A 23,456-nucleotide genomic window follows, 5' to 3' on the forward strand; every position below is an offset into this window, starting at 1 on the left:
TGTCCATGAGTGAACTTGGGGGAGAGGCTGCAGAGCAGCCGAAAACAAAATCGGGCTGCGGCGGATGCGCACTGTGGGCGTTGGGCGTGGTGCTGATCTTGATGGTTGGCATCATAGTGAGTTGCAGTATCAATATGTCAAAGCCTGAGGCGAACCCATACCAGTTCACTCCGACCGCAGAGCCCGTGGTGCCGGTTGATGCCGCCACGGTCTCCAAGGTCAAGAGCGCGTGTGAGGCCCAGCTTCGAGCCGTGGCGGCTAGCAGTAAGAGACATTTCAGCGGCGTCCCTGACAAGCCCTATGACATTGTTTCGGTCGACTTCGTGGGCGAGGTCAAGCAGGTCGATCTGTTCTACAAGGAGATTGCATGGGAAGTCCCCGTCCGCTCTGTCAGCAAGGTTGCCGACGGCAGCCTTGTCACGCGGACCGAAACTTGCCGGTTCAGGAATCTGCAGCAGGATGCACAGATGCTGAACCAATAGCCCCCGGGCGTCCCGGGAACCGGTATTTTCCGCGGCGGACGGTAGGCTTCTCGCCATGGATTTGAATTGGGGAACCGTCCCGGACTGGTTCGCAGCAGCGAGCACCTTCGCAGCCGTAGCGGTAGCTCTGAGCTTTGGAATGCGAGACGGCAAGAGGCTACGCCAAGAGCGGGCGGCGGCAGAGGAAGACCGGGCGGCTTTCCGGCGGGAGCAGGCAGAGCAGGCGGCAGCTGCCAAGCGTCGTCTTGCGGCCCAGGTAACGGTGACGACTGAGCGCTACGTCGACGATAAGGGCGAGGTGAAGCTCTGTTGGACGGTCCACAACGGCGCCGAAGAACCCATTTCATCCGTTGCTATTCTCCAGCGGTATCAGGACGGGTCGGAGCCCCTTGTGGTCCAGACGTGGCCGGTCATCGAGGCCCGGGGCAACAGAGAAGAGCGGCCGCGGGAATTCTGGCGTAACGCCGTACTGCGTGAGGTGCAGTTCACCGACGGTGCCGGCCAACGGTGGCAGCGGACGGAGCTAGGGACTCTGCGGCCAATTGCTTCCGATGATCCGGATGGCCTACCCATGGTTTTTCTTCAACTTTGACCGTGTGCGCCTCAGAACATAAACGCTGGACGGCGCGTCAGATCCAGTGGTGGTCTGTGCTTCGAAAGCTGACCGGTAAGATCTTGTTAGTTTTGCGCTGGCAGGTCGGCGCGGCCGGCGATTCTATGGCGCTCCGCTGTGTGAAGCCGTGATTACAAGGGGGAGCGGTTGAGCAAGAAACGCACGGTCTACTTCATGGAGGTCTTCCAGGAGACTGCCGATGGGGTCGCTGTAGCTTTGGCCCCCGGGTTCTGGGACCTGCTGGCTTCGCATCTGAGGGGTGCGCCAGAAGAGGAACGCAGCGCGTTCTACCGGGGAAACCTTTTGCTGGGCGAAGCTCGTTCAGACGTCAAGACACTCCTCGACTACATCTACCTGGGACGGTCCCGGCCAGAAATTGATTGGCCAGACGTTCAAGACGAGTTGGGCTCGGTTGGGGCCCTGTCCGAGGTGCCGAACATCTACGGCCTGCTTGAACCGGTATATATAGCCGGCATCGACGGCAGCAACTTTGCTGCTTTCCTTCGGTCCTCCGGAGGCCCGACATGGTCCGGTATCGAAGCCTGGATCAACGAGGTAACGGCCGTTGGGGTCAAGGGTCCGTTCTACAAGCTGCGTCCTTTGGTGAAGAAGGACGGCTTCGAGCGTTTGCGGGATTCTTTCGGCGTTTCCAAGGTCCATATCAAGGTAGAGCCGCATGCTCTGGGGGCGGGATCCAGCTCAGGTGCCATTGGTCAGGCCATGGAGGCCGTCGAAGAGGTCTCGGGCGACTTGTCGATGGAGCTGATACTAAGCTTCGGCCATGCAACGCCGGACACCTTGGCCGCGGAAGAGCTTAAGGACCAGCTGGTGGAGTTCATGCGCAATGCCACGTTCAAAAAGTCATCGGCCACCCTTATAGTCGACCAAGATGGAGAAACTAAGCGAGAACAGGTCGATTTCCTCAACGACAAGATCACGAGTCGCGAGGTGATCGACGCCCCGGAAGGCGAAGAGCCCAGTTTGAACTCTGCACTGATCGCACTCGGTTCGGCCATTCAAAAATACCGGCAAGGTAAACTTTAAAGTCCTAAGTAGGTCAGGTGAAGCAGTTGGGCAAGTTGCTCGGTTTCGTACAGGACCACCCCCTTGTTGTTACCTCGATCATGGCCGTACTTGTGGCCGCCCACGCACTGCTTACCGGTTTCGCCGCGATACCGAACGTCTGGGTCGCGTTGATGGATCCGGCCCGGGCGGACCCTATCGCGTCGCTTTGCCTAGGAATAGCGGGTTCATCGAGCCTTGTCGGCGGTTTCGCCGGCGTAATCATTATTTTCGGCCTTGAGTCTAGCTCGGCCCGTTTCCGACTGTTTAGGGCCGGAGGCGGCAAAGCGCTGCAGGCCAACTGGGTTTCGACCATGGCGTCCGCATTCACCGCCGTCGGCCTTTGCCTAATCGCTGCGCTGCTTGCAACGGCCAAAGAACTGATTACAGTGCCGTGGCTAATCGAAATGGCACTTGGACTCTTGATTCACGCCACTGTGCGGATGATCTGGCTGATGCGCCGCCTGATGCACCTGGTGAAGCTCGAAGACGCCAAATCCATCGACGAAAGCAACGTAAAGCCCATTCCGCCGTTCGGCCGGAAAAGGACGAATGGCTAAGCCGCGTGTCCTAATTATGGGGCTCCTGCTGTCCCATTGGTAAAACGCCGCGGGTGCCGGCGGTCCAAAGTGGGTCTTAAGGCCGGGGGAGAGATACCCGCAACCCGGTGGAGGGGCGGCTGGGAAAAAAGTTGTAGCGATCTGATGTACCCCGCCACCCTGCGGCCGGATTCTGCGCGGTTTACTTGGCTTTGTTCACGGTGTTGACCCAGCCTGCCAGCAGCCAGGGTTCGGCGACGTCGGCCGGCACTGTGAGCGTTTCGCCGGTGCCGTAGACCTTGCCGTCATGGCTGACTTGGTACGGGGCTGCGACTTTCACCGTGACGTCGGCCGGCGCCGGCTCCACAGCTTCGGGCGCCCCGGTGTCTGCCGGCGCCTCGGCCTTTCGTGCTGCCGCCCGTGTCATAGCCCCGTCACCTTGACTATCCCCGCTGGCCTCGAAACGCCCAGCTGCAGACGCTCCTCGACCACGTACGCAATTTGGTTGAGCCGAAAAGCGTCGTTGTGGGCGTTGCTGGTTTGGATGCTGATTCCTTCGCGGACGAAGCCGACGGCAGCTGCGGCGAGGTTGGCGACGACGGCCGTTCCGGTGGCGATGCTGGTTGTTGCCAGTACGGGCACGCCCCACAGAGTGTTCGCTTCCGCGGCGGTCGGGTCGGGGTTGAGCAGGTAGCGGCCCTGCGAGTCCTTCACGCGGCGCAGTTTGGACCATGTAGCCGGGTGGATGATCACGGTGTCGGGTTCGGTGAACGCCGGGCCGGTGCGCAGATCCGCAATGGCAAGGTCGATGGTGTCCAGTCCTTGCGTTTCGGTGGCGGTGCCGTAGGCGCGGGTGATGATCCCGGACCAATTCAGCAGGCCCAACAGATTCTGGCCCGTGCCATCGCCTGTCAGGACCTGCGTGTTCTCCTGGTCGATGACCAGGTGCGAAAGCTCAGCGGTCAGATACTGCTGAAACGCGGGAAAGTCGGCTAGCGTCTCCATGTTCTCCAGCGCGTAAACGGCCAACTTTTTCGCTGTGAGGACAACCTGCGTCGTGGTGATGGTTGCCTCAGGCTTCTGGGCGCCGGCCGCCACCATGCCGGCCGTACCGGTCGTGCTGGTGTGGGAAATGAATTCAATGGAGGGTGCGCCCTGCATCGAAGTGGTGGGAATGTGGTCGAGGATCCGAACGGGCTCGTGCCCCATTCCCGTGATGCCGGGGTACAGCTGCGCCGGCAACTGGCCGGCCGTCACGTTGCCGGCATCGCTGGACGGGGACTTGATCTGAATCCTCAGTGCCCGCTGCGACGATGCAGCCTCATAAAGTTCCCGCATCTGCTCCGGGTCCGGGATCAGGTTCGGGGCCCGGCGCAGCTGCGGCACGGGGTGGCCGTAGGCGTCAACGGCCGGGACGTTGTAGCCGCCGCTGTGGTCCGCGCCCATGGCTTCGCGGCCGCCGGCGCCATCGAAGGCACGCTTCTTGGATTCAACAATTTCCCAGCTGGTCATTTCTTGTTCCCAGTGCGTCATTTCTTCTTCGAGCGGGCCGAGTGCGGCCTGCTTCCGTGCAAAGTTCATCGTGGGATTCTCGGTGACTGAAAGGGCTTTGCCGGCTGCCTCCCGCAGCCTCGCTTGGGCGTCTTTGCGGCTGTGTGCCTGTGGGTAGTTCATGGTGTGCTCCGGTGAGAGATGGCCCGGGCGCTTGGCGGGCGGGCGTGGTGAAGGGGTGGGGTGCGCGTAGCGCAGCACGGCGAGCTTTTGGCGCTGCCCGTGATCGAGGGGCGGCGTGCTGCCGTTGGAGCGGTGCGGGTCGGCCCTTCACTGCGGGTCCGGGCTTCTTGCGGCCACTGTCGGCGGCCCGGCTGTTGCGGGGCGGCGTCTGCGGCGGCTGGCGGGACCGGCTTCCCGGATCCTGTTGGCGTTGCTCTGCCCCAACCATATGCCCGGCCATTAAAGTCCGGCAAGGGATACCCTCGGCGCGCCGGGGGCATCCCTTTAGCGGGCTTGGCCGGCTTACAGCGGTGTCCGCGGGTCATCCGGGTACGGGTAGCCGATGATGGCCGGCGGGTTCTCGGCGGCGATCAGCGCCGGGCAGCCGGGCTCGTGGATGACTTCAACGCTCATGCCGGGGCCGGCCAGGGATTGCACCGTTTGTTGACAGTGCGGGCAACGTGGGCCGAGAGCTACGCCGGTGCAGGCTTCGATCCGGTCAAGCAACCAGCCGGGCGGCTCCTGTCCGGCGTGGGCGGTGTCCGGCTCGTTGGGGTTCGGTGTCGTCATTTTCTGGGCTCCGCTCTGTCGTTCTTTGGCATCGTTTTGGGGTCCAGTCCCATTCCCTCCCCCTTTAAGGGGGGAGGGAAATGTGGACCCCTTGGGCTGTGGACCTTGTGGGCCCCCGTGTGCGGCTTGTTTCCGCGGATTTGGGTGTTTTTTGTGGGGGGTCTGTGCCTGTGGTGGGCGTCCACACAAATCCGCGTTTGTGGGGGGTGTGTGGGGGTCCACGCCCGGTCGCGCTGTTCACGGCAGCCCGGGAAGTGTTGGTGGTGCGGCGGGTCTGGCTGGCAGGTACACCTTGCCGGGGTTGGCGCCGTTGAGGGCTGGCAGGTCGCGGGCGGACAGCCTGCCTTCGTTGACTAGCCGGTTCAGCCGGTGGCGGGCTCCCTGCAGCTGCGCCGCCGTCAGTTTGTCCGTGTCGTGGAGTGCCATGGCGAAAGTGCGGGCTGTCATGCCTCCGCTGGCTGCCAGTGCCTGGGCCATGGCCAGCGGGTCGGCCTTGTCGACTTTCGTTGACTTGCCGGCGTCGTGGTCGTGGGAGACGTCGAAGGGGCCGACGGTTTCGGCCGGTTGTTTCAGGTGCATGAATCGGACGACGGTGGATCCGGCTTCGCCCCACAGCAGGATGACGGATCCGGCGCCGCTGGTGATCCATGTGGATCCGTAGACGTCGGCGAGGGTGGTTGGTTGTTTGTCGCCGGCGCCGCGTTTGGTTTGGTGGTGGAGTTCCAGCACTTGGATGCCGGCGGCTAGGCACTTTTGCCGCGCGCGGTTGTAGCCGGCGGCCGTGGCGTCGTCGGCGAGGCCGATGGCGGCGTCTTTGAGGCTGTCCACGATGACGACGCCCGCGCCTGCGGCTTCGGCCAGGGATCTGAGCAGGTCCGGGTGTTGGGCAAGGTCCGCGGACGGCGGCCCCGGGCGGGGGATTAGTCCCCGGGCTACGGTGTCGCGTTCGTTTGGTTGGAAGTGGCGGTTGAGGCTTCGCCGAATCTGCTGGGGGCGGTCCATGGCGAGGTACAGCACCTTGCCGTAGTTGTTGACGGGATAGCCTAGGACGTCGTTCTGCAGCCCCAGCAGGGCGCGGACCAGCTGGCCTGTCAGGGTGGTTTTGCCGACGCCGGACGGTCCCACGATCATGAGCGCTTCGCCTTCGGCCCACAGCACTTCGCTGCCGGCGCCCCACACTGACGGGGTTATGTCGGGTATGTCGAAAACGAAGCTGCCGCCGTCTACGAATGCCGCCGTTAGGGTGCTGTCTGCCTCGCTTCTGGTTGGGCCTGCGGGGCGGCCTGCGGGTGTTGCCGGGGCGACGCTGGCTAGCCAGTCGTCCGATGCCTTGTCCGTGTCAGGGACGGGCTTAGGGTGCTGGATGCCGTGATCCCAGCCGCTGCGGATGGTGCGCAGGATTTCACTGTCTGGCAGGCCGGCTGTCCGGGCTGCGTCGAGCAGGGCCCGCTGCGTCTGGTCTGCGGGCAGGTTCCCGGCCGCGACGTAGCCGGCCATCTTGCCGGCAGAGATGTTGAGTAGGTGGTTACGGTTCCCGGGCTGCGCTGCGGCCAGTTCCTCGCATTGGCTTCTGAGCGCTGCGAGGGCATACGGGTGTGCCCCGTCCACGCCGGCCAGGACTGGCGGCGCGGGCGGCGGTGTGCCCGTCGCGGCGGATGGCTGCGGGAATGCGGCCCTTATGTCGGCGAAGAATCCTGGCTCGGACTTTGGCGCGTTCACTTCCCGGCCTCCGGGTCGCTGTGCAGCAGGACGGCAATCCGGTCCAGCTGTTCGCGGGTGAGAGGGGGGAACGCCTCTACGGTTCGGGCTATGTAGTCGGCTAGCTGGTCCTGCCGGCGGCCTTCGACGCTGGCGGGCATGGGCCGAAGGAGCTTGTCGAGGTCTTCGGGTTTTACGCGGATTGCCCGTGGTCCTACCCGGTAGGCCGGGAGCAGGCCGTCGGCGATTCGCCGGCGCAGGGTTTTTTCGCTGAGGCCGGTGCGCGCCGACGATTCAGCGAGGCTGATAAGTTGCTGCGGTTGCAGAATTGGGTGGTTCGATTGTGCAGGCACGGGAGCCCTCCGAAGATGATTCTTCGGCGTGGCTCCGACAGCGCTGGCTCCCGCGTTTTATACCGGCCAGTGTCGAATCCGCCCTGATGCCCTTGCATTGGGTTGAGCTGGCCCCTACGGGGCCCCTCGCGGTTAGAGCAAGTTAACCATGGGTAGTAATGTCCCGGCAAGGGCACGCCTGACCGGGGCTAGGACGGGGCCCCGACGCTTCGCTATGCGGCGGGAACGCCGGCAATTTTCGGCGTGACCATGACTTGATCCGCGCTAAAGCGGACGCCCTTGCCGGCCGGGCGGACAGTGACGTCCATTAGGGCGCGGATGATCTGACGGCGGTGGTTCAACGGCAGCCCATGCCACGCTGCCGCGACGTCCTCGGCCGCAATGACGCCGACGGCAGGGTTGAGGGTGTCAGCGGCGTCAAGGGCGCTTTCAACCGCCTGCAGTTCGTTGCTAAGTTTGCCGGACTGTTCCCTGACGGCAGCAGGGGAGAGCAGCCCGTCGGCCAGCAGGGCGGCGAGCGCGTCGCGGCTGTCTCTTATACACATCTAGATGTGTATAAGAGACAGGCGGCGCAGCTTGATAGCGTCTTCGGTGCCAGTGAACTGCGCGGCCGCGTCAGGCCGGGACAATACGCTTATGACAACGCCTTCGACCACTTCGTCTACGCGGTCCAGCCTCCGCGTCATGCAGTACCCGCCGAAGCAGCGGTACACCATGGGCCCCTTGGTCGTGGTGGCGAACATGGCCTTGCCGCACTTGCCGCAGCGGCAGATGCCGGAGAGCAGGAATTTGACGCTCAGGTCCTGCGGTGCTGTGCGGCGGCGTGGGTCATTCAGTTTGTCTTCGAGAGCTCGGTGGGTGTCCTTGTTGAAGATCCTTGGCCAGTCTCCTTTGCCCAGGTCTTCTCCGTTGTAGAGCCGCCGTTTGGCGTTGCGCGGATTGATCAGTGCCCGCCGCAATGACGTTACGTTCCATGGGCCGCCTGTGGTGGACGTGTGACCGGCGCCGTTCAGGACGCGGACAACGGAGGCGAGCGTCTCACCTGCCAAAACGCGCTTGGCCGCGTCGCGAAGTGCTTTGGCTTCTGCGGGAACGATGGTGACCTTTTCGCCGTCGCGCTGGTAGCCGAAGGGGCGTCGGATCCAGTGCGCCTTGCCCTTCTCCGCGCGTTGCCGGTTCGCGGCCTTTTGCCGGTTGCCTTTGTGCGCTACTTCCATGGCGGCTATCGCGGTGAGGATGTGGGCAACGGCCACGCCAGTAGGGTCGCCCAGGTCTAGGCTGACACCATTAACGCTGGCAATGCTGATCCGGTGGCTTTGGCCGGCCTCGATGATCCTGGTCAGGTCGCGGATGGAGCGCGTGAGGCGGTCCAGGTGCCAAACAATGACAATCGTAATCCGGCCAGCTTCTACGTCGCGGAGCAGCCGTTCAAATTCGGGGCGTTCCTTGCCGCTTGTTGCTGACTTGTCGTTGTCTCTGTAGATGGTGAGGTCGGCGAGTTCCTTGGCTTCGGCGAGCTTGCGGCAGGCACGTTCCTGCCGGTCCACCGCCGCCGAATTGCCGGTCTTGTCTTGGGACTGCCTCACATACACGACTGCGCTCATGCAGAAATAGTAGACCCGCGCAATCGTGGTTCCGCTCGTATTCGGTGTCCTGCCGCTCACCGTTGTCTTCGCCGTGTTTCCGGGACTGGCGGCGCTCAGCCTGAATCTTTGACCTTCTGGCGCGCCTCGGCGAATGGCCCTACACAAACCGGGTTTTCCGGTTATCAGCAGTCAGTCCGCAGAGAAAAGGGAAGTACATGACATTCATGGCCAGGCACCGAATGGCAATTGCCAACGCACTGATGGCGCTCACCGCGGGAGCCCGGGCGCTGACCCCGCCGGCGCTACCCAAAGCCAGCGGTCAGCCTGATGATCCTGAGCGGGGAGATGTGCCTGGCTGGGTCATGATCACCCTCATGTCGGCGGTGCTTGTTGCCGCCTTGCTGGCGCTCGCGGGCCCGGCCCTTGAGGCCATGTTCAACCAGGCAATGGACACGGTCGGAAAATAGGCCGTGACAGGGATGGCCGCGGAGCATTCCGTCGACGCTGCAGGAGGCGAGCGCGGTTCTGCTGTGGTCGACTTTGTGCTGGTCGGCGGACTGCTCACGATGTTCTTCCTGGCCATTATCCAGCTCGCCCTCGTACTGCACGTCCGCAATACGCTGATCGATGCCGCGGCCTCGGGTGCGCGGTACGGGACCCTGGCTGACCGCAGTGCCGAGGACGCACGCCGGCGCACGGGCGAACTGATCGGAACAGCCCTCAGTGCTGACTTCGCGCGGGACGTCCAGACACGTGAAGTCACTTTCCAGGGCCTCCGGACGTTGGAAGTAACCGTCAGGGCCCCGATGCCGGTGATCGGACTCATCGGTCCCCGGGACATGCTGGAGGTCAAGGGCCATGCGGCCGTCGGCGAATGACCCCAACGTGCGCAGGGCATCGCAGGGCGTCGCCGAGGTTCGGCCGTCGCCTTGGCGCATTGCCCGATTCCTCAAGCACCGCTTGTCCGAAGCGCTGTGCCTTGACGACTGTGAACCAACCGGGGGCAGGAACGCAACCGGCAGCCGCGCCGCCGGACCCTCGTTGCGGGGCGGCCCCGGCCAGCGGGGGAGCGCGGTCGTGGAGTTCACCTTCCTGGGGCTGCTCCTGATGGTTCCGGTGGTGTACTTCATCATCACCATCAGCCAGATCCAAGGTGGCTCGTTCGCCGTCGTCGGCGCAGCAGACCAGGGGGCGAAGGTTTTTGTGGCCCAACGCGACGAGCAGTCGGGCCGTGCGGCGGCGGAGCAGGCCGCAACCCTGGCCATGGCGGATTACGGGCATTCTGCCGAAAACGCCCGCGTCGAGGTCAGCTGTGACCCCGGCGACTGCCTGGCGGCAGGGTCCGCCGTCACAGTGACCGTTCATCTGAGCGTTCCGCTTCCTTTCGTCCCCTTCAGCGACGCTTTACGCCTCAACGCCAGCCAACTGAACGCCTCAGCGACCCAGATCGTGGGCAAGTTCCGGTGAGATGGGATCCGGCCGGCCGGACACCCGGCGGAGGGAACGGAACCGGAAGCGAGGACGGGCAGATGGCCGTGCTCATTATCGGGTTCGTCATGCTTGCACTCCTGGTCAGCACGGTGGTGATGGCGGCGTCAAGCCTTTACATCGAGCACAAGAAACTCCTGTCCCTGGCCGACGGCGCATCGGTGGCTGCCGCGGACAGCTACACCCTTGGACAGGTGGAGACCAAGGGCGGAACCCCTTCGGCCGTCCTGAGCGGGGAACGCGTCAGGAGCGTCGCGGGTGACTACCTCAACCGGAACGGTGCGTTCGGGCGATTCGAAGGTCTGGCCGTCACTGCGGCAACCGGAACACCCGACGGGTCCACCGCCGTCGTGGTCCTCAGTGCCGCAGTGCACCCACCGGTGGTGAACTTCCTCGTGCCGGACGGCATCCGCATCGAGGCGGCGTCCACCGCCCGGTCGCGGCTCACACTGTCTCTTATACACATCTAGATGTGTATAAGAGACAGGCCGCCGCAGCCGCCCGCTCGTGACGGCCAGCCCGCCCGCGAGCCAAGTCGCTCCGCGAATCAAGCCAAGCCCGCCCGCGCGGCGGGAGGAGACGGATAGCGTAGGCTTTAATAACCATGGCCCAAATAGATTTTTCCGCAGAAATCCGCGCGCTGCGCGCCACCTACACCTCCATCGAGAACGTCACCAATGTCGAGGCGCTGAAGGAAGACATCGCAGAGCTGAGCGAGCGCGCCGGCGAACCGAACCTGTGGGATGACCCCGCAGCCGCCCAGGTGATCACCTCCCGCCTGTCACACAGGCAGTCCGAGCTTGAACGGCTGAACACCCTCGTGTCCCGCATTGACGACCTCGAAGTGCTGGTTGAGTTGGGCCAGGATGAGGACGACGCCGATTCCATGGGGGAGGCCGCCGCGGAGCTCGAGTCGATCCGGAAATCCCTCAAAGAGCTTGAGGTCGTCACGCTCCTCGCGGGCGAATACGACGAGCGCGAGGCCGTGGTGACCATTCGCTCGGGTGCCGGCGGCGTCGATGCTGCCGACTTCGCGGAAATGCTCCTCCGGATGTACCTGCGCTGGGCCGAGCGGCATGGATATCCCACCACCGTCATGGACACTTCCTATGCGGAAGAGGCCGGGCTCAAGTCCGCCACGTTCGAAGTCAACGCGCCCTACGCGTTCGGCACGCTGAGCGTCGAGGCGGGAACGCACCGTCTCGTCAGGATCAGCCCCTTCGACAACCAGGGCCGCCGGCAGACTTCTTTCGCCGCCGTCGAAGTCATTCCGCTCATCGAACAGACGGACTCCATCGACATCCCGGACAACGAAATCCGTGTGGATGTCTTCCGGTCCTCGGGCCCCGGCGGCCAGTCGGTCAACACGACGGACTCCGCCGTCCGGCTGACCCACATCCCCACGGGCACGGTGGTGTCCATGCAGAACGAAAAGTCGCAGCTGCAGAACCGCGCCGCCGCCCTGCGTGTGCTGCAGTCCCGCCTCCTGCTCCTCAAGAAGGAGCAGGAGGACGCCGAGAAGAAGGCCTTCGCCGGTGACGTCAAGGCATCCTGGGGCGACCAGATGCGCTCCTACGTCCTGAACCCGTACCAGATGGTCAAGGACCTCCGCACCGAGCACGAAGTGGGCAACACGTCCGCTGTCTTCGACGGCGCGATCGACGACTTCATCGAAGCCGGCATCCGCTGGCGCACGGACAACCGCAACGCGGCCAAGTAGCCACCTTCGACGCTGAACGGCCAGGCTTTGGGCTCGAATCGTGCGACACGCCCCGCTGACTCCCCGGTGAGCGCAGCTGCCCGTGCGTATAGTCGAGGGGCCGGAGCTCTACTTCCCCCAAGAGAAAGCCCCCGCACCGGTTGCAGACCATGCCCACAAAGCCGCGTCCTGCAGGGTACATAGGGTCATGATCCGTTTCGAAAATGTCACCAAGGTCTACGACCAGAACGCCCGGCCTGCGCTGGACGCTGTCAGCCTTGAAATCGACCGTGGGGAATTCGCATTCCTCGTCGGCGCGTCGGGATCCGGCAAGTCAACATTTCTGCGCCTGGTCCTCAAGGAAGACCGCGCCACTTCCGGCATCGTCTATGTCGCAGGCCAGAACGTCGCCAACATCTCCAGCTGGCGCGTGCCGAGGCTCCGCCGGGGGATCGGCGTCGTCTTCCAGGACTTCCGCCTGCTGCCGCAGAAGAACGTCTTCGCGAACGTCGCGTTCGCGATGCAGGTCATCGGCAAAAGCCGCAGCGTCATCCGGGACACCGTCCCCGAGGTCCTGAAGACCGTTGGCCTCGAAGGCAAGGAGCGGCGCATGCCGCACGAACTTTCCGGCGGCGAGCAGCAGCGCGTGGCAATCGCCCGCGCAGTGGTCAACCGGCCCGGCATCCTGCTGGCGGACGAGCCCACCGGCAACCTGGATCCCACCACTTCCATGGGCATCATGGGTGTCCTGGACAAGATCAACCAGAACGGCACCACGGTGGTAATGGCCACCCACGACGACGACATCGTGAACGAAATGCGCAAACGCGTGGTGGAACTCAAGAACGGCAGGGTCATCCGCGACGAAGCGCGCGCCCTGTACACGTCGATGATTCCCGTCGTCGGCCAGTCCCGCCGGCTCAAGGATGCCAGCGGACGGGACGACGCCGCGGATTCCGGCCCTTCCCGGCCGGACCGCTCCCCGCGTTCAGGGGAGGACCAGCTGTGAGGCTCCAGTTCATCCTCGGCGAGATCGGCAGCGGCCTGCGCCGGAACCTTTCCATGGTGGTGTCCGTCATCCTGGTGACGTTCGTGTCGCTGACGTTCGTCGGCGCCGCCGGAATGCTCCAGCTGCAGATCAACCAAATGAAGGGCTACTGGTACGACAAAGTCCAGGTCGCCATCTTCCTTTGCGGTGACGGGTCGACGGCGGCCGGCTGCGCCACGGGAACGGTCACTCCCGAGCAGCAGGAAAATCTGCGGACCCTGCTCAAGTCGCCGGCGGTTTCCCAGTACATCAACGACTTCCAGTTCGAGTCCAAGGAAGATGCCTACAAGCACTTCAAGGAGCAGTTTTCGAACTCGCCCATCGTCGACTCCGTCACGCCCGACCAGCTTCCTGCGTCCTTCCGGATCAACATGAAGGATCCGGAAAAGTACCAGATCATCAGCGAGACGTTCGCCTCGCAGCCCGGGGTAGAGACGGTCATTGATCAGCGGCAGGTCCTGGAACGGCTGTTCTCCGTAATGAACGCCGCGTCACTCGTGGCGGTGAGCATTGCCGGCGTGATGACGGTCTGCGCCATCCTGCTCATCGCCACCACCATCCGGCTCTCGGCGTTCAGCAGGCGGCGCGAGACGGGAATCATGAGGCTCGTAGGCGCCTCAAAGATAGTGATCCAGCTGCCGTTCATCCTCGAGGGCGTGATTGCCGCCGTCATCGGCGCAGCCCTCGCATCGGGAACACTGTGGGCCGTCGCCCATTTCTTCCTGGGTGAGTACATGTCCAAGCAGTACCCGGACACCGCATTTATTTCCCCCGCGCAGACGCTGCTCCTGGCTCCCGCCCTTGTCGGACTGGGCGTGGTCCTCGCGGGTACTTCATCTCTTCTGACACTCCGCCGATACTTGAGGGTGTAGTCCATGCGTAAACAACTGCTTGAAAACTGGGCAAAATCTGCGCATGAGGAAGGGGCAGGCCGGTCAGAATTGGCTGCAGCGCTCGGCGTGAGCAAACAGGCAGCCTTGGGAGAAATCCAATGAGAAATTCACATGACAAGACACCGAGCACCAGAGGAAATCTCCTCGTCCGCTCCAGCTTCATTGTCAATGTCCCCGCGATATTGCTCTGGAGTCTCCTCGCTGTGCGCACTGTCGAACTGAAGGAATGCCCATGATGGCGAAGTCCGCCCGGCTCCCGCGGACCGCTCCGGCGGGACGCCAACGCAGGATCGTCAGTGCAGCCCTCGCGCTGGTGCTGGCGGCCAGCTTGGCTGCCTCGGCTCCGGCAGCCTTCGCCGACGATCTCGAAGACCAGCAGGCCGCCCTCAAGGCTGAGGCGGCCCGGGTCCAGCAGTCCCTGGAATTCGTGGACGCAAAAATCTCCAAGGCTGCGGCCGACCTGGTCCTCTTCCGCGGCCAGCTCCCGGCCGCCCAGCAGGCATTGCTAGAGGCGCAGGGCCGTGTGGCCAGCGCAGTGAAAGAGGTTGAGGCACTCGCCGCCCGGGTGGATCTTGCCCAGCAGAACAAGGCTAAGATCGCCCAGCAGCTGGACACGGACAAGCAGAAGATCGCCAGCACCAAGAAACTCATTGGCCAGATTGCCACGCAGGCCTACAAGTCCGGCGGCGTGCCGTCGAACCTGACGCTGTTCTTCGGCTCCAACAACACGGGCAGCCTCACGGACACCATCGACCTGGCAGACCAGGCCATGCGCAGCCAGAACTCGGCCATGGACAAGCTGACCCAGCAGAACGCCACCAACGTGAACTCCCGGGCCCGCCTGGAAGCGGTCGAAGCGGAGATCAGGGACCTCAAAGCTAAAGCCGACGCCGCGCTGGCCAAGGAGAAGGCAGCCCGGGACGAGGCAGCCGCCAAGAAGGCCCAGGTGGACAAGCTCATCGCCGACACCGCCCGGCTCAACAAGGAACTCGAAGCCGCCAAGCCGGGAATCCAGAAGAAACTTGCGACCGTCAAGGCCCGGCAGGACGCCGTGGCCGCCGAGATCGTCGAACGTGACCGGAAGCTGCGTGAAGCATGGGAGGCGGAGCAGCGCCGCCTCGCAGCCGTTGCCGCGGCGGCGGCCAAGGCCAAGGGCGAAACGCCGAAGCCGTATGCGCCGGTGACCGGTCCGCCGTCGGCCTTCGGGCTCCGTCACCCGTTCTCCGACGGCGTGCCCATCACGTCCGGATTCGGCTGGCGGGCAACGCCGCCCGGAACCGTCGACTTCTACGGCCAGGGCGGCTACATGCACACCGGCATCGACTTTGGGGCCGCATGCGGCACTCCTGTGTATGCCCCGGCAGCGGGCACCGTCTTCTCTGCCGGCTGGGCGGACGACGGCGGCGGCAACAACGTCAAAATCTCCCACGGCGTGGTGCAGGGGAACTCGCTGACCACGATCTATTACCACAACAGCAGCGTCACCGTCTCTCCAGGCCAGCATGTCAGCCAGGGTCAGCTCATTGCCTACTCCGGCACCACCGGAAACTCCACGGGCTGCCACTCGCACTTCGAGACCTGGCTCAACGGGGTAGCGGTGGACCCGATGACCCTGCTCTGAGGCAGGCTCCCGGCCTTCGCAGCCGCGCCCGGATGACTGCCGTAGACTGGTGTGACCTTGCTCCGGAGCCCCGGAACAGCCAAAATTTTGAGATCTGAGGAGTTCTACCGTGCCCAAAGAAAGTGGCCGTAAGGTAGTGGCCACCAACCGGAAGGCCCGGCATGACTACCATGTCCTGGACACTTACGAGGCCGGCATCGCCCTGATGGGCACCGAGGTGAAGAGCCTTCGCGAAGGCCACGCCTCGATGGTTGATGGCTTCTGCACTTTCTACAACGATGAGCTGTGGATGGAGGGAATCCATATCCCCGAGTACAACCAGGGGAGCTGGACCAATCACGCCGCCCGCAGGCGCCGCAAACTGCTGCTGCATCGCGAGGAGCTCATTAAAATCTCGCACAAGATCCGGGAATCCGGCTTTACCGTGGTGCCGCTGCAGCTGTACTTCCTGGACGGCCGGGCCAAGGTGGAAATCGGCATCGCCAGGGGCAAGAAGGAGTACGACAAGCGCCAGACGCTGCGGGAACAGCAGGACAAGCGCGAAGCTCTTCGGGTCATGAGGGACCGCAACCGCCGGTAGGAATTATTCGCCGCAAAGATGCGTTATGATGGGTAGTCCGGCAGGGATCTGGTACGTGTACCGTTGGCCCCGCCGGCTTGGTAACAAAATACGGGGATGATCGGTTTCGACGATGTTAGTCGCGACAGGTGAAGCGGGCCGAGGATGCAGAATTATCTCGTAAACGCTGTCTGCAAACCAATAAGTGCCAATTCTAAGCGCACTGACTTCGCTCTTGCTGCCTAAGCAGTAAGACAGTCCGTCAGCCCGAGGTTGCTATTGCCCCGGATCCTGGCGTCATTTAGATAGCCACTGCTGTTTGCCCCCGTCATCGGGGCAGACGGGACTCTTAGATGACTGGGCCCGGATCAGCCGCCTGTTTGCAGGACGGCTGGGGCCGAGAAAATCCGACGCGAACTGCGCCCGGAGAAGCCCTGACAACACGACATCGGACGGGGGTTCAATTCCCCCCATCTCCACATTTTGTGGTGAGTCGGGACATCCTTCACGGATGTGTCGAGTCATCGGGAACACCCCGGTCTTCGGACCGGGGTGTTTTTCTTCGTCCGGGTTGGTGCCCGACAGACTCACGCCATGATTTCCCGGAGCAGCTTCGCCGTTTGCCGCAGGGATGTGTTCGGCATGTATGCCTCGGTGACCGCCCGGCCGATCCACGGAAGCCACAGCGGATCCTGATACATCATGTAGAGCGTGCGGTGCCGCGGCCGGAACCGCGCCTTGAAGGCCGCCAGAGAGCGGAAACCGTATACCGGCTCGAGGCCCCTCCCCAACAGGGCCAGGAACCTGCCCAGGGCATCGCCGTCAGCCGGCGCCGAAGAATGAGCTGCAGACGCCGCCGGAGGGACAAGAGGGGACCCGGAGAGCGAGAGGACGTCAAGCGATTCTTTGAAGTGGATCACGGCAGAGGCGATCAGGAACTCCATGACGCCCGGGAAGCCCTCCTGACTCCGCCGCATGAAATCGAGGGTCCGGCTGACAACCTGTCCGCGCCGGAACACCGGCAGCCAGCTGGTCACGCCGTGCACTTTCCCGTTTGAATCCACGGCAAGCCCAATGAGTACATTGTCATCCTTGAGTTCTTCAAGGCCGCCCAGCGTGAACCCCATCTCGGGCAGGGCCTTCTCGGATACCCACGCTTCCGAGATCTCGTGGATCTGCGTCCGAAGCCCGAGGCTCAGCTCGCTGTAGGTGGACCACCGGGCGGTGACTCCCAGCTTCCGGGCCTTGTTGAGCGCGGTGCGGACGTTCTGCCATTCCTTGCCCTTGAATTCGATTTCCCTGATGGGCAGCAGCGTCTCCTCCGCGACGGCGACGCGGCGGAAGCCGAGCCTCCGCAGGTGCTCCCAGTTGTCATCGGTGATCGAATACCAGCACGGGGCCAGAGACTGGGCGCCGCAGAAGCGAGTGAATTCCTCGGCCGTGCCACCGGCGTCTTTCGGATGCCCGAACGGCCCGCCGATAGTCAACGCAACGTTATAGTGCACCTGATAGGCCACGCCCGCGGTCTGGGCAGCGTTGAACCAATAGCGGTTGTTCGGCCACAGGGCCATCCAGGACAGCGAGCCTCCGCCCTGGCGGACCAGTTCCCTGGCCTTGGAGAAGTCGTTGTCCGGGCGGATGTTCCTCAGCCGCCGGCTGAGGAACAGCACGAACACGCTGATGACGGACACGAGCCAGAAGACGGCGCCCCCGTAGCTGAAGAGCAGGGTGGAAAAGAAGCCGTGCGGGAACACTGACACCGAATACCGGAAGGAGAACGGGTAGGGCAGGAACATCCTCGGAAGTGTGGCCAGGAGGGCAAACAGTCCCGCTCTCCGGTGATGGTTGTCCTCTGCGAACCACGCGATCACATAGCCTGTGACGAAGACGGCAAAGAGCGAGGGCAGCAGAATCGCCGTTCGCCGGCGCAGGAGAGGATCGGGATCGACGATGAAATGCCGCCGGTTGAAGAAAAGCAGCCCGGCGATGACGAACGGCACAGTGACCACCGGCAGCACCTCAACAATCCCCGACTCCACGGGGAGCACCCGGCCTGCGCTGCGCATGTAGCTCCCGAACAGTGAAAAGAGCTGCAGGTGGATGGCCGAGAGGACTCCGATCACCAGGTGGACGGCGATCGCTGCCCACAGCGCCAAACGGTTTCCGCGCCGCAGGCCTTCCGCGCAGACGAGCAGCACCAGCAGCGGGACCAGCGACAGCGCCTCACCTCCCGGGCCGTTGAGGCCGGGGCTGTGAAGCACCTGCGCGCAGCTCAGGTCGACGGCTGCCCGGCAATTGGCCTGGAGTTGGCTGATGGTCGGAATCGGATTGACGATCAGATCGCGGAGGATAGCCAAGGGCCCGGACGGTGCCTGGGCCAGGGCTGCCATCGCCGGCCCTGCGGCGAAGACTGCCACCATCATCGACAGCAGCGCCCTCGTCTCTCGGCTCGTGGAGCGGGGCAGGCGGGCTCCCTCCGGCGGTTCGTGAAGAACCCGGCCCAGGCCAAGGCCGCACAGGATGCCCAGAAAACTGGCCAGCGCCTGCGGATGCCCGACGTACAGCAGCAGCATGAGCGTGACGGCTACGGTGACCGAGCGCAGCCGGCGCCGCCACAACGCGCTGAGCAGCGGAGTGGCCGCCATCAGCGCTGCCAGCGATCCGGCGAACGGGCCGATGATCGCCCCGGGCCGCATGCCCGCGAGCCAGTCGCTGCCCAGGGCCGAACCGGCCAGGACCACAGTGAAATGCAGGACCAGGGCGCCCAGATGGCCGCCGAAGAAGGCCAGGGCTGTCCGCAGGGTGCCCATCGTGGCTTCCGCGAGCCCGACGCATCCCAGGATGATCGCCGTGGCCAGAAGGTACGAGGCCAGGTTTCCGGTAAAGAAGATGGAAAGGAGAGGTGCCCACCAGTCCCCGCGGGCGGCAGCGTCGAAGCTCTCCGCCACCAGCCGCCGCACTTCCGGGGGCGGCCCGGACACCACGGAACGGGTTCCGGCGGCGGCGGCCCACATGACAGCGGCCAGCAAGGAGGCCAAGGGGACGCTGCGCAGCAACCGCACGGCGGCCCGCAGCGGTGCCCGCCAACCGGCCCCTTTCGTCACGGGGCCAGCCCCATCGGCCGTGCCAGGAAATCCAACGCCGACTGCATTGAATCCAACACGACCTTCCACGAATGCCCGGCACCCGGGACGATTTCCGATTTGACGTGCATTCCCGCCTTGGCAGCGGCCGCGGCCAGCACGACGGCGTTGCCCCGGAACTCGGGATCGTCGGCCCCCGCCGCGAAGAATCCAAAGCTGTCCGCGTAGTGGTGTTTGGCCAGCAGCGTCAGCGGGACTTCGGCCGTGAACGCAGCGAGGTTTCCGGCGAACGCCTCGTTGGCTGTCTGCTGGCGTGAAATCGCCAGGGCGGGCTCCCGCTCACCGCCAAAACTCATGAAGTTGGGGTAAATGCGAGGATGCCGGGTAGCCATCTGGACGGCGCAGGTGCCGCCGAAAGAAAAGCCGCCCACGGCCCAATGCTGCGGGTTCGAGTCCACGTCGAGGTTGTGCTTGATCCATTCGGGCACGTCAACGCTCATGTAGGTGTCCGTCTTGGCAATGGTGGTGTCCATGCACATCGTGTTGCCATCCTCGGTCCCATTGGGATCAGGAATGACAACCACCGGAGCCAGACCGTGGTGCCTGGCCGCGAAAACGGCCATCATCCGGACGAGGTCCCCGCTGACGGCCCATACCCCCGGCCAGCCAGGCTGGCTGCCAACCAGAACAAGGACCGGGAGCTTGGGCCGGTTCTTCAGGAGGTACACCGGCGGCAGGTAGATATGGGCGTGCCGGCCATGCCATCCCGAAACCGTCCCCGGGATCTCCGCATGGCGCATGACGCCGGTGGCAGCCAAATGCCCAGGTTCGTGCCAGTGGTCGTAGATCGGCGCGCTTTCGAAGGACATCCGGTCGCCGTGCTTCTTCAAGGCGGACTCCAGCGGCAGAAGCGAGGACCCGGAGACGCCGAACAACGTGCCGACCGTCGGGAGCAGACCAAAGTAGGCATTGATCTGCAGCCCGCAGAGACTGAGGACCACGAGGGCAGCGACCGGAGCCAGGAGGGCGTGCCGCAGGCCGCCCAAGAGAATATTTCCGACGCCGGCGGTTGCGGCAAAAACTCCGACACCGGCCCACGCCACTACCTCCGGCGGAAGATCTTCCGGCCACACGTAGAAGACGTGAACCAACAGCCACGCCAGGCCGAAGCAGCCTGCCATCGAAGCGGTCAGCGAAACGGCGGCAAAGATCCACCAACCGGGGCGCCGGCGCAGCAGCAGGAAGACAATGGAGACAGCGCAGAGAACGGCCAGGGTATCCGGAAACCACCCCTCCAAAAGACTGATTGAATACAGCCAGGTTTGCAACAGAATCCTCCAGGTCATACTTCCGGCGTCTTCACGATAGTCACGGATTCTGGGCATTTACTGGGGATAATCTGGGCATTCGCACGGCGCTTCCCGCGCCGCTTCACGACGCCGGTTTGTTCCGCTGGCTGCTTGTGAGACAGGCAACGGGCTGCTTTGGTCAGCCCGGGGCAGGGAAGACTCAGGCGCCAGCACGCCAACATTCAGCCGGCTGTAAGGTTCCGGTCCTACTCTCATCCTGGGCGGAGCGCCAGGGGGCTGTACGCAAGGAGGCAAGATGCTGCCGCTGCTGGACCTGAATATTCTGCAGAAACCCCTGCTCTACGCATTCGACGCGGCAAGCCTTCTGGCGGTCGTGTATCTGTTGATCCGGCCGGCGGGCCCGGCCCGCCGGCGGCAGGTCCCTGCATCGGCTGCCGGGGTCCGGCGACTGGTACCGCGGCGTTCGATTGCACTTCGTTCGATTCCGGTGGGCTCGATTCCCCGGCAGTTCAAACGCCGGCGCCGTCATCTCCAGGGTCGCCAGCTCCTGAGCGCGGTCGCCGCCTTGGCAGGCGGCTCCCTGGCGGGTGTCCTTACCCTCTATGTCTGCGAGGGCTGGCTCAACGTCTTCGGCCTGGCCCTGGATCCCGACACGCACGCCTGGGTCATAGCACTCTTCGGCTCGGTGGCGCTGGCACTGCTGAACATGTGGCATTCACACTGGCGGCGCAAGCTTGCGGCCGGAGTTTCCATTCTGCTATTCGCTGCGACGGCGGCCCTTGGCATCAATGCGGCCTACGGTCTCAACGCCACCGTGGGCGCCTTCCTGGACCTCAACCCCGCCCGTCCCCTGGCCCTGCCGAAGCTGAGTTCCAGAGCTGAGACCGGCGGCCCGCTGTGGAAGACGTGGAAAGCTCCCGCCGGCATGCCCGCCGCGGGCCGTGACGGCCCGATTTCAATCCCTGCCCCTGCGTCCGGCTTCCGCGCCCGCGACGCCCACCTTTATCTGCCGCCGGCGGCGCTGGTCCCGAATCCGCCGGCACTGCCCATTATTGTCATGATGATGGGACAGCCCGGCGGCCCCGAGCAGGACAGGTCGGCGGTGCGGGAACTCGACGCCCTTGCCCGGCAGCACCACGGCCTGGCCCCGCTGCTGCTGACGGTCGACCAGCTCGGCAATCCGTTCCACAACCCTGTGTGCGTCGATTCGGACAGCGGCAACGTCTATACCTACGTGACCACTGACGTCGTCAACTTCGTCCGGAGCAACCTCAATGTCGACGCCGACCACACTGAATGGGCAGTGGGCGGTTACTCCAACGGCGGGGAATGTGCGTTGTCGTTCGGCGCGAAGCGCCCTGACCTCTTCGCCTCCATTCTCGACATATCAGGCGAACTGGAGCCGCTCAACGGAACCGAAGCCAACACGATCAACACGATCTTCAAGGGGAACCACGCGGCATTCGCCGCGGAGGAACCCGCCAACATCCTCAAAGCGCACAAGTATTCCAACGAACTCGCCATCTTCACCAGCGGTTCCCTGGACCCCGTTTACAGTGCCCAGGCGAGAACAGCGGCAGCGGACGCCAAGGCAGCCGGCATGGCCACCCGGCGCTTTGTTGGCAGCGGCATCGGCCACCGAGGGGATGCCCTTGACTACGGTGTGACGACGGGGCTGCCGCTCCTTTACCCACGCTTCGGGCTCTCGGCGCCCGATACAACTGCGCCTGGCACAAAGACGCCGGGCGCCCAGAGCTGAGGCCGGCGCCCAGCTGTTCACCAACGGCGTAGCGCATCCGGGAGTACCCGGCGTGCTGCCGGAGTTGTTTCAGGTAGCAACTCAATCCGCATCACACCTATGACAGGCCAAGGGAGGCGCACCATGTCCACGGCGCCTGCAAGCTCATCCGATTCCGTCGGCGACGACGCGCCGCTGGATGCCTACTCAGAGACGGTGATCAGGGTGGCCCAAGCGGTCACGCCGCATGTCGCCGCCATCGAGATGACCGGAAACCGGCGAAACGGCAGATTCCGCGTCGGCGCAGGGTCAGCCGTGCTCTTCACGGAGGACGGCTACCTGCTCACCAACGCGCATGTGGTGGCCGGGACGCAGAAGGGGCGGGCAGTCTTTGCCGATGGTTCCGGAACGGACCTTGAGGTGGTCGGGGCGGATCCGTTGTCGGACCTCGCCGTGATCCGCGGGCGGGCGCCGCATGTGCCCCCGGCGGAATTCGGCGATGCGGAATCCCTCCGCGTGGGTCAACTGGTCATCGCCGTCGGCAATCCGCTCGGACTCGCCGGCTCCGTGACGGCGGGTGTGGTCAGCGGGCTGGGCCGCGCCATTCCTGTCTGGGCCGGCCGCAACCGGCGTGTCATCGAGGACGTCATCCAGACGGACGCCGCGCTCAACGCCGGCAGTTCGGGAGGTGCGCTGGCCGATGCCCGCAGCCGGATCGTGGGCATCAACACCGCGGTGGCCGGCGCAGGCCTGGGACTGGCCGTACCCATCAACACCACGTCCCGACGCATCATTTCGGCGCTGCTGGCTGACGGCCGCGTGCGGCGGGCATACCTTGGCGTGGTCAGCACTCCGATCCGGCTGGGTGCAAGCGCCGTGGTCCGTACCGGGCAACGCCAAGGGCTGCGGGTTGTTGAAGTGCTGTCGGGTTCCCCCGCAGAGCAGGCGGGCCTGCGGGCCGGGGACGTGCTGCTCAGGGCAGGCTCACGGCCGGTCAGCAATGCCGAAAGCCTGCAGAAACTCCTCTTTGCGGAGGCCATCGGGGTACCGATGAGTATTGCCATCCTCCGTGACGGACGCGAACAGGAAATTGTTGCCGTGCCTGGCGAAATGGCCGACGGCGGCTAGCCGGCAACAGACGAGCAGCCAAAAAAGCGGGGCCGGAATCCGGCCCCGCTTTCTTGTTCGACGGCACCTGCGGTCAGCGCTTCTTCAGGTGCGCGACCGGGTCCGGGGCACCTTCAATGGGTCCCTTGGCCTTCTTGTCCGCCCGTTTTTGCTTGATGGTTTTGCCCGCTTTTTTCTGCTGCTGCTGGTGCGGTGTCTTGTCCGGCATGGCGTGCTCCCTCGTCCGAGGGGCACGAGAATGCCCCTCCATACGTAAATTACGCCTGTTTCATG

26 protein-coding genes and 1 other RNA gene are annotated in these 23,456 nt (G+C 64.2%); 16 read left to right on the forward strand and 11 right to left on the reverse strand.

Features of this window, described 5'->3' with window-relative positions:
- Positions 1 to 5: 5 nt before the first annotated feature.
- The 4 genes from B1A87_RS04140 to B1A87_RS04155 all read left to right on the forward strand — a co-directional run bounded on the left by B1A87_RS04140 (position 6) and on the right by B1A87_RS04155 (position 2,717).
- Positions 6 to 482, forward strand: coding sequence for a hypothetical protein (locus tag B1A87_RS04140; RefSeq protein WP_139362781.1), 477 nt, complete (start codon positions 6 to 8; stop codon positions 480 to 482).
- Positions 483 to 537: 55 nt separating this feature from the next.
- Complete coding sequence (locus B1A87_RS04145) at positions 538 to 1,074, forward strand: hypothetical protein (protein ID WP_078027987.1); 537 nt, start codon at positions 538 to 540, stop codon at positions 1,072 to 1,074.
- Between the two features lie 168 nt (positions 1,075 to 1,242).
- A complete protein-coding gene (locus B1A87_RS04150; protein WP_139362780.1) occupies positions 1,243 to 2,139 on the forward strand; it encodes a DUF6731 family protein in 897 nt (298 codons plus the stop codon).
- Between the two features lie 17 nt (positions 2,140 to 2,156).
- Positions 2,157 to 2,717 (forward strand): hypothetical protein, encoded by a 561-nt coding sequence (locus tag B1A87_RS04155; protein ID WP_078027985.1) that lies wholly within the window; start codon positions 2,157 to 2,159, stop codon positions 2,715 to 2,717.
- Positions 2,718 to 2,898: 181 nt separating this feature from the next.
- On the opposite strand, the gene B1A87_RS04160 is transcribed toward B1A87_RS04155, so the two are convergent.
- The 7 genes from B1A87_RS04160 to B1A87_RS04190 form a co-directional block, all read right to left on the reverse strand.
- Positions 2,899 to 3,123 carry a hypothetical protein gene (locus tag B1A87_RS04160; protein WP_078027984.1) on the reverse strand — a complete coding sequence of 75 codons (225 nt, stop codon included), beginning with the start codon at positions 3,121 to 3,123 and terminating at the stop codon, positions 2,899 to 2,901.
- A complete protein-coding gene (locus B1A87_RS04165; protein ID WP_185982230.1) occupies positions 3,120 to 4,277 on the reverse strand; it encodes a phage major capsid protein in 1,158 nt (385 codons plus the stop codon). The genes B1A87_RS04160 and B1A87_RS04165 overlap by 4 nt, the downstream gene beginning before the upstream one ends.
- A gap of 435 nt (positions 4,278 to 4,712) precedes the next feature.
- Positions 4,713 to 4,979: a hypothetical protein gene (locus B1A87_RS04170; RefSeq protein WP_078027982.1), complete on the reverse strand. Its 267-nt coding sequence runs from the start codon at positions 4,977 to 4,979 to the stop codon at positions 4,713 to 4,715.
- A gap of 237 nt (positions 4,980 to 5,216) precedes the next feature.
- Positions 5,217 to 6,698: an AAA family ATPase gene (locus tag B1A87_RS04175; protein WP_078027981.1), complete on the reverse strand. Its 1,482-nt coding sequence runs from the start codon at positions 6,696 to 6,698 to the stop codon at positions 5,217 to 5,219.
- Complete coding sequence (locus B1A87_RS04180) at positions 6,695 to 7,030, reverse strand: helix-turn-helix domain-containing protein (RefSeq protein WP_260680649.1); 336 nt, start codon at positions 7,028 to 7,030, stop codon at positions 6,695 to 6,697. The genes B1A87_RS04175 and B1A87_RS04180 overlap by 4 nt, the downstream gene beginning before the upstream one ends.
- 212 nt (positions 7,031 to 7,242) lie before the next feature.
- A complete protein-coding gene (locus tag B1A87_RS04185) occupies positions 7,243 to 7,575 on the reverse strand; it encodes a hypothetical protein (RefSeq protein ID WP_144275718.1) in 333 nt (110 codons plus the stop codon).
- On the reverse strand, positions 7,576 to 8,634 hold the full coding sequence (locus B1A87_RS04190; protein ID WP_144275719.1) for a recombinase family protein: 1,059 nt from the start codon (positions 8,632 to 8,634) through the stop codon (positions 7,576 to 7,578).
- A gap of 221 nt (positions 8,635 to 8,855) precedes the next feature.
- Between B1A87_RS04190 and B1A87_RS04195 the strand changes: the two genes are divergently transcribed.
- The 4 genes from B1A87_RS04195 to B1A87_RS04210 all read left to right on the forward strand — a co-directional run bounded on the left by B1A87_RS04195 (position 8,856) and on the right by B1A87_RS04210 (position 10,574).
- Positions 8,856 to 9,083 (forward strand): hypothetical protein, encoded by a 228-nt coding sequence (locus B1A87_RS04195; RefSeq protein ID WP_139362779.1) that lies wholly within the window; start codon positions 8,856 to 8,858, stop codon positions 9,081 to 9,083.
- A gap of 12 nt (positions 9,084 to 9,095) precedes the next feature.
- On the forward strand, positions 9,096 to 9,494 hold the full coding sequence (locus B1A87_RS04200; protein WP_078027979.1) for a TadE family protein: 399 nt from the start codon (positions 9,096 to 9,098) through the stop codon (positions 9,492 to 9,494).
- Positions 9,495 to 9,501: 7 nt separating this feature from the next.
- Positions 9,502 to 10,083, forward strand: coding sequence for a hypothetical protein (locus B1A87_RS04205; protein ID WP_313902446.1), 582 nt, complete (start codon positions 9,502 to 9,504; stop codon positions 10,081 to 10,083).
- 62 nt (positions 10,084 to 10,145) lie between these two features.
- Positions 10,146 to 10,574 (forward strand): pilus assembly protein TadG-related protein, encoded by a 429-nt coding sequence (locus B1A87_RS04210; RefSeq protein WP_144275720.1) that lies wholly within the window; start codon positions 10,146 to 10,148, stop codon positions 10,572 to 10,574.
- Here the strand turns inward: B1A87_RS04210 and B1A87_RS22820 are convergent.
- Positions 10,561 to 10,710, reverse strand: a complete 150-nt coding sequence (locus B1A87_RS22820; protein ID WP_185982231.1) for a hypothetical protein — start codon at positions 10,708 to 10,710, stop codon at positions 10,561 to 10,563. The genes B1A87_RS04210 and B1A87_RS22820 overlap by 14 nt on opposite strands.
- Between B1A87_RS22820 and prfB the strand changes: the two genes are divergently transcribed.
- The 6 genes from prfB (at position 10,709) to ssrA (ending at position 16,406) form a co-directional block, all read left to right on the forward strand.
- Positions 10,709 to 11,824, forward strand: coding sequence for a peptide chain release factor 2 (gene prfB, locus B1A87_RS04215; RefSeq protein ID WP_078027978.1), 1,116 nt, complete (start codon positions 10,709 to 10,711; stop codon positions 11,822 to 11,824). The genes B1A87_RS22820 and prfB overlap by 2 nt on opposite strands.
- Before the next feature lie 187 nt (positions 11,825 to 12,011).
- Entirely contained in the window at positions 12,012 to 12,812 is an 801-nt protein-coding gene (gene ftsE / locus B1A87_RS04220) for a cell division ATP-binding protein FtsE (RefSeq protein ID WP_078027977.1), read from the forward strand.
- Complete coding sequence (gene ftsX / locus B1A87_RS04225) at positions 12,809 to 13,723, forward strand: permease-like cell division protein FtsX (protein WP_078027976.1); 915 nt, start codon at positions 12,809 to 12,811, stop codon at positions 13,721 to 13,723. Before ftsE ends, ftsX begins: the two co-directional genes overlap by 4 nt.
- Positions 13,724 to 13,979: 256 nt before the next feature.
- On the forward strand, positions 13,980 to 15,365 hold the full coding sequence (locus tag B1A87_RS04230) for a peptidoglycan DD-metalloendopeptidase family protein (protein WP_078028192.1): 1,386 nt from the start codon (positions 13,980 to 13,982) through the stop codon (positions 15,363 to 15,365).
- A gap of 109 nt (positions 15,366 to 15,474) precedes the next feature.
- Positions 15,475 to 15,945, forward strand: coding sequence for an SsrA-binding protein SmpB (smpB, locus tag B1A87_RS04235; protein ID WP_078027975.1), 471 nt, complete (start codon positions 15,475 to 15,477; stop codon positions 15,943 to 15,945).
- Between the two features lie 92 nt (positions 15,946 to 16,037).
- Positions 16,038 to 16,406: a transfer-messenger RNA gene (ssrA, locus tag B1A87_RS04240) on the forward strand.
- 105 nt (positions 16,407 to 16,511) lie between these two features.
- Here ssrA and B1A87_RS04245 read toward each other — a convergent pair.
- The gene (locus B1A87_RS04245) at positions 16,512 to 19,028 is read right to left on the reverse strand and encodes a bifunctional lysylphosphatidylglycerol flippase/synthetase MprF (RefSeq protein WP_078027974.1); all 2,517 of its coding nucleotides are present in this window, start codon (positions 19,026 to 19,028) and stop codon (positions 16,512 to 16,514) included.
- Positions 19,025 to 20,305, reverse strand: a complete 1,281-nt coding sequence (locus B1A87_RS04250) for an esterase family protein (protein ID WP_185982233.1) — start codon at positions 20,303 to 20,305, stop codon at positions 19,025 to 19,027. The genes B1A87_RS04245 and B1A87_RS04250 overlap by 4 nt, the downstream gene beginning before the upstream one ends.
- 307 nt (positions 20,306 to 20,612) lie before the next feature.
- Here B1A87_RS04250 and B1A87_RS04255 point away from each other — a divergent pair, with 307 nt between their 5' ends.
- A complete protein-coding gene (locus B1A87_RS04255) occupies positions 20,613 to 22,076 on the forward strand; it encodes an esterase family protein (RefSeq protein ID WP_144275721.1) in 1,464 nt (487 codons plus the stop codon).
- 123 nt (positions 22,077 to 22,199) lie between these two features.
- Positions 22,200 to 23,183 (forward strand): S1C family serine protease, encoded by a 984-nt coding sequence (locus tag B1A87_RS04260; protein WP_078027971.1) that lies wholly within the window; start codon positions 22,200 to 22,202, stop codon positions 23,181 to 23,183.
- A gap of 73 nt (positions 23,184 to 23,256) precedes the next feature.
- Here the strand turns inward: B1A87_RS04260 and B1A87_RS23590 are convergent, their stop codons facing one another.
- The gene (locus tag B1A87_RS23590) at positions 23,257 to 23,391 is read right to left on the reverse strand and encodes a hypothetical protein (protein ID WP_258064271.1); all 135 of its coding nucleotides are present in this window, start codon (positions 23,389 to 23,391) and stop codon (positions 23,257 to 23,259) included.
- Positions 23,392 to 23,456: the final 65 nt, after the last annotated feature.

The sequence above is a fragment of the Arthrobacter sp. KBS0703 genome (assembly GCF_002008315.2).
Lineage (GTDB): Bacteria > Actinomycetota > Actinomycetes > Actinomycetales > Micrococcaceae > Arthrobacter.

Bases quoted from the DNA above. Each gene is read 5' to 3' on its own strand.
- B1A87_RS04160 (WP_078027984.1), bottom strand. From the start codon at position 3,123: ATGACACGGGCGGCAGCACGAAAGGCCGAGGCGCCGGCAGACACCGGG.
- ftsE (WP_078027977.1), top strand. From the start codon at position 12,012: ATGATCCGTTTCGAAAATGTCACCAAGGTCTACGACCAGAACGCCCGG.
- prfB (WP_078027978.1), top strand. From the start codon at position 10,709: ATGGCCCAAATAGATTTTTCCGCAGAAATCCGCGCGCTGCGCGCCACC.
- B1A87_RS23590 (WP_258064271.1), bottom strand. From the start codon at position 23,391: ATGCCGGACAAGACACCGCACCAGCAGCAGCAGAAAAAAGCGGGCAAA.
- B1A87_RS04185 (WP_144275718.1), bottom strand. From the start codon at position 7,575: ATGTGTATAAGAGACAGCCGCGACGCGCTCGCCGCCCTGCTGGCCGAC.
- B1A87_RS04260 (WP_078027971.1), top strand. From the start codon at position 22,200: ATGTCCACGGCGCCTGCAAGCTCATCCGATTCCGTCGGCGACGACGCG.
- B1A87_RS04170 (WP_078027982.1), bottom strand. From the start codon at position 4,979: ATGACGACACCGAACCCCAACGAGCCGGACACCGCCCACGCCGGACAG.
- B1A87_RS04200 (WP_078027979.1), top strand. From the start codon at position 9,096: ATGGCCGCGGAGCATTCCGTCGACGCTGCAGGAGGCGAGCGCGGTTCT.
- B1A87_RS04165 (WP_185982230.1), bottom strand. From the start codon at position 4,277: ATGAACTTTGCACGGAAGCAGGCCGCACTCGGCCCGCTCGAAGAAGAA.
- B1A87_RS04145 (WP_078027987.1), top strand. From the start codon at position 538: ATGGATTTGAATTGGGGAACCGTCCCGGACTGGTTCGCAGCAGCGAGC.
- B1A87_RS04230 (WP_078028192.1), top strand. From the start codon at position 13,980: ATGGCGAAGTCCGCCCGGCTCCCGCGGACCGCTCCGGCGGGACGCCAA.
- B1A87_RS04210 (WP_144275720.1), top strand. From the start codon at position 10,146: ATGGCCGTGCTCATTATCGGGTTCGTCATGCTTGCACTCCTGGTCAGC.
- B1A87_RS04140 (WP_139362781.1), top strand. From the start codon at position 6: ATGAGTGAACTTGGGGGAGAGGCTGCAGAGCAGCCGAAAACAAAATCG.
- B1A87_RS04190 (WP_144275719.1), bottom strand. From the start codon at position 8,634: ATGAGCGCAGTCGTGTATGTGAGGCAGTCCCAAGACAAGACCGGCAAT.
- B1A87_RS04255 (WP_144275721.1), top strand. From the start codon at position 20,613: ATGCTGCCGCTGCTGGACCTGAATATTCTGCAGAAACCCCTGCTCTAC.
- B1A87_RS04195 (WP_139362779.1), top strand. From the start codon at position 8,856: ATGGCAATTGCCAACGCACTGATGGCGCTCACCGCGGGAGCCCGGGCG.
- B1A87_RS22820 (WP_185982231.1), bottom strand. From the start codon at position 10,710: ATGGTTATTAAAGCCTACGCTATCCGTCTCCTCCCGCCGCGCGGGCGG.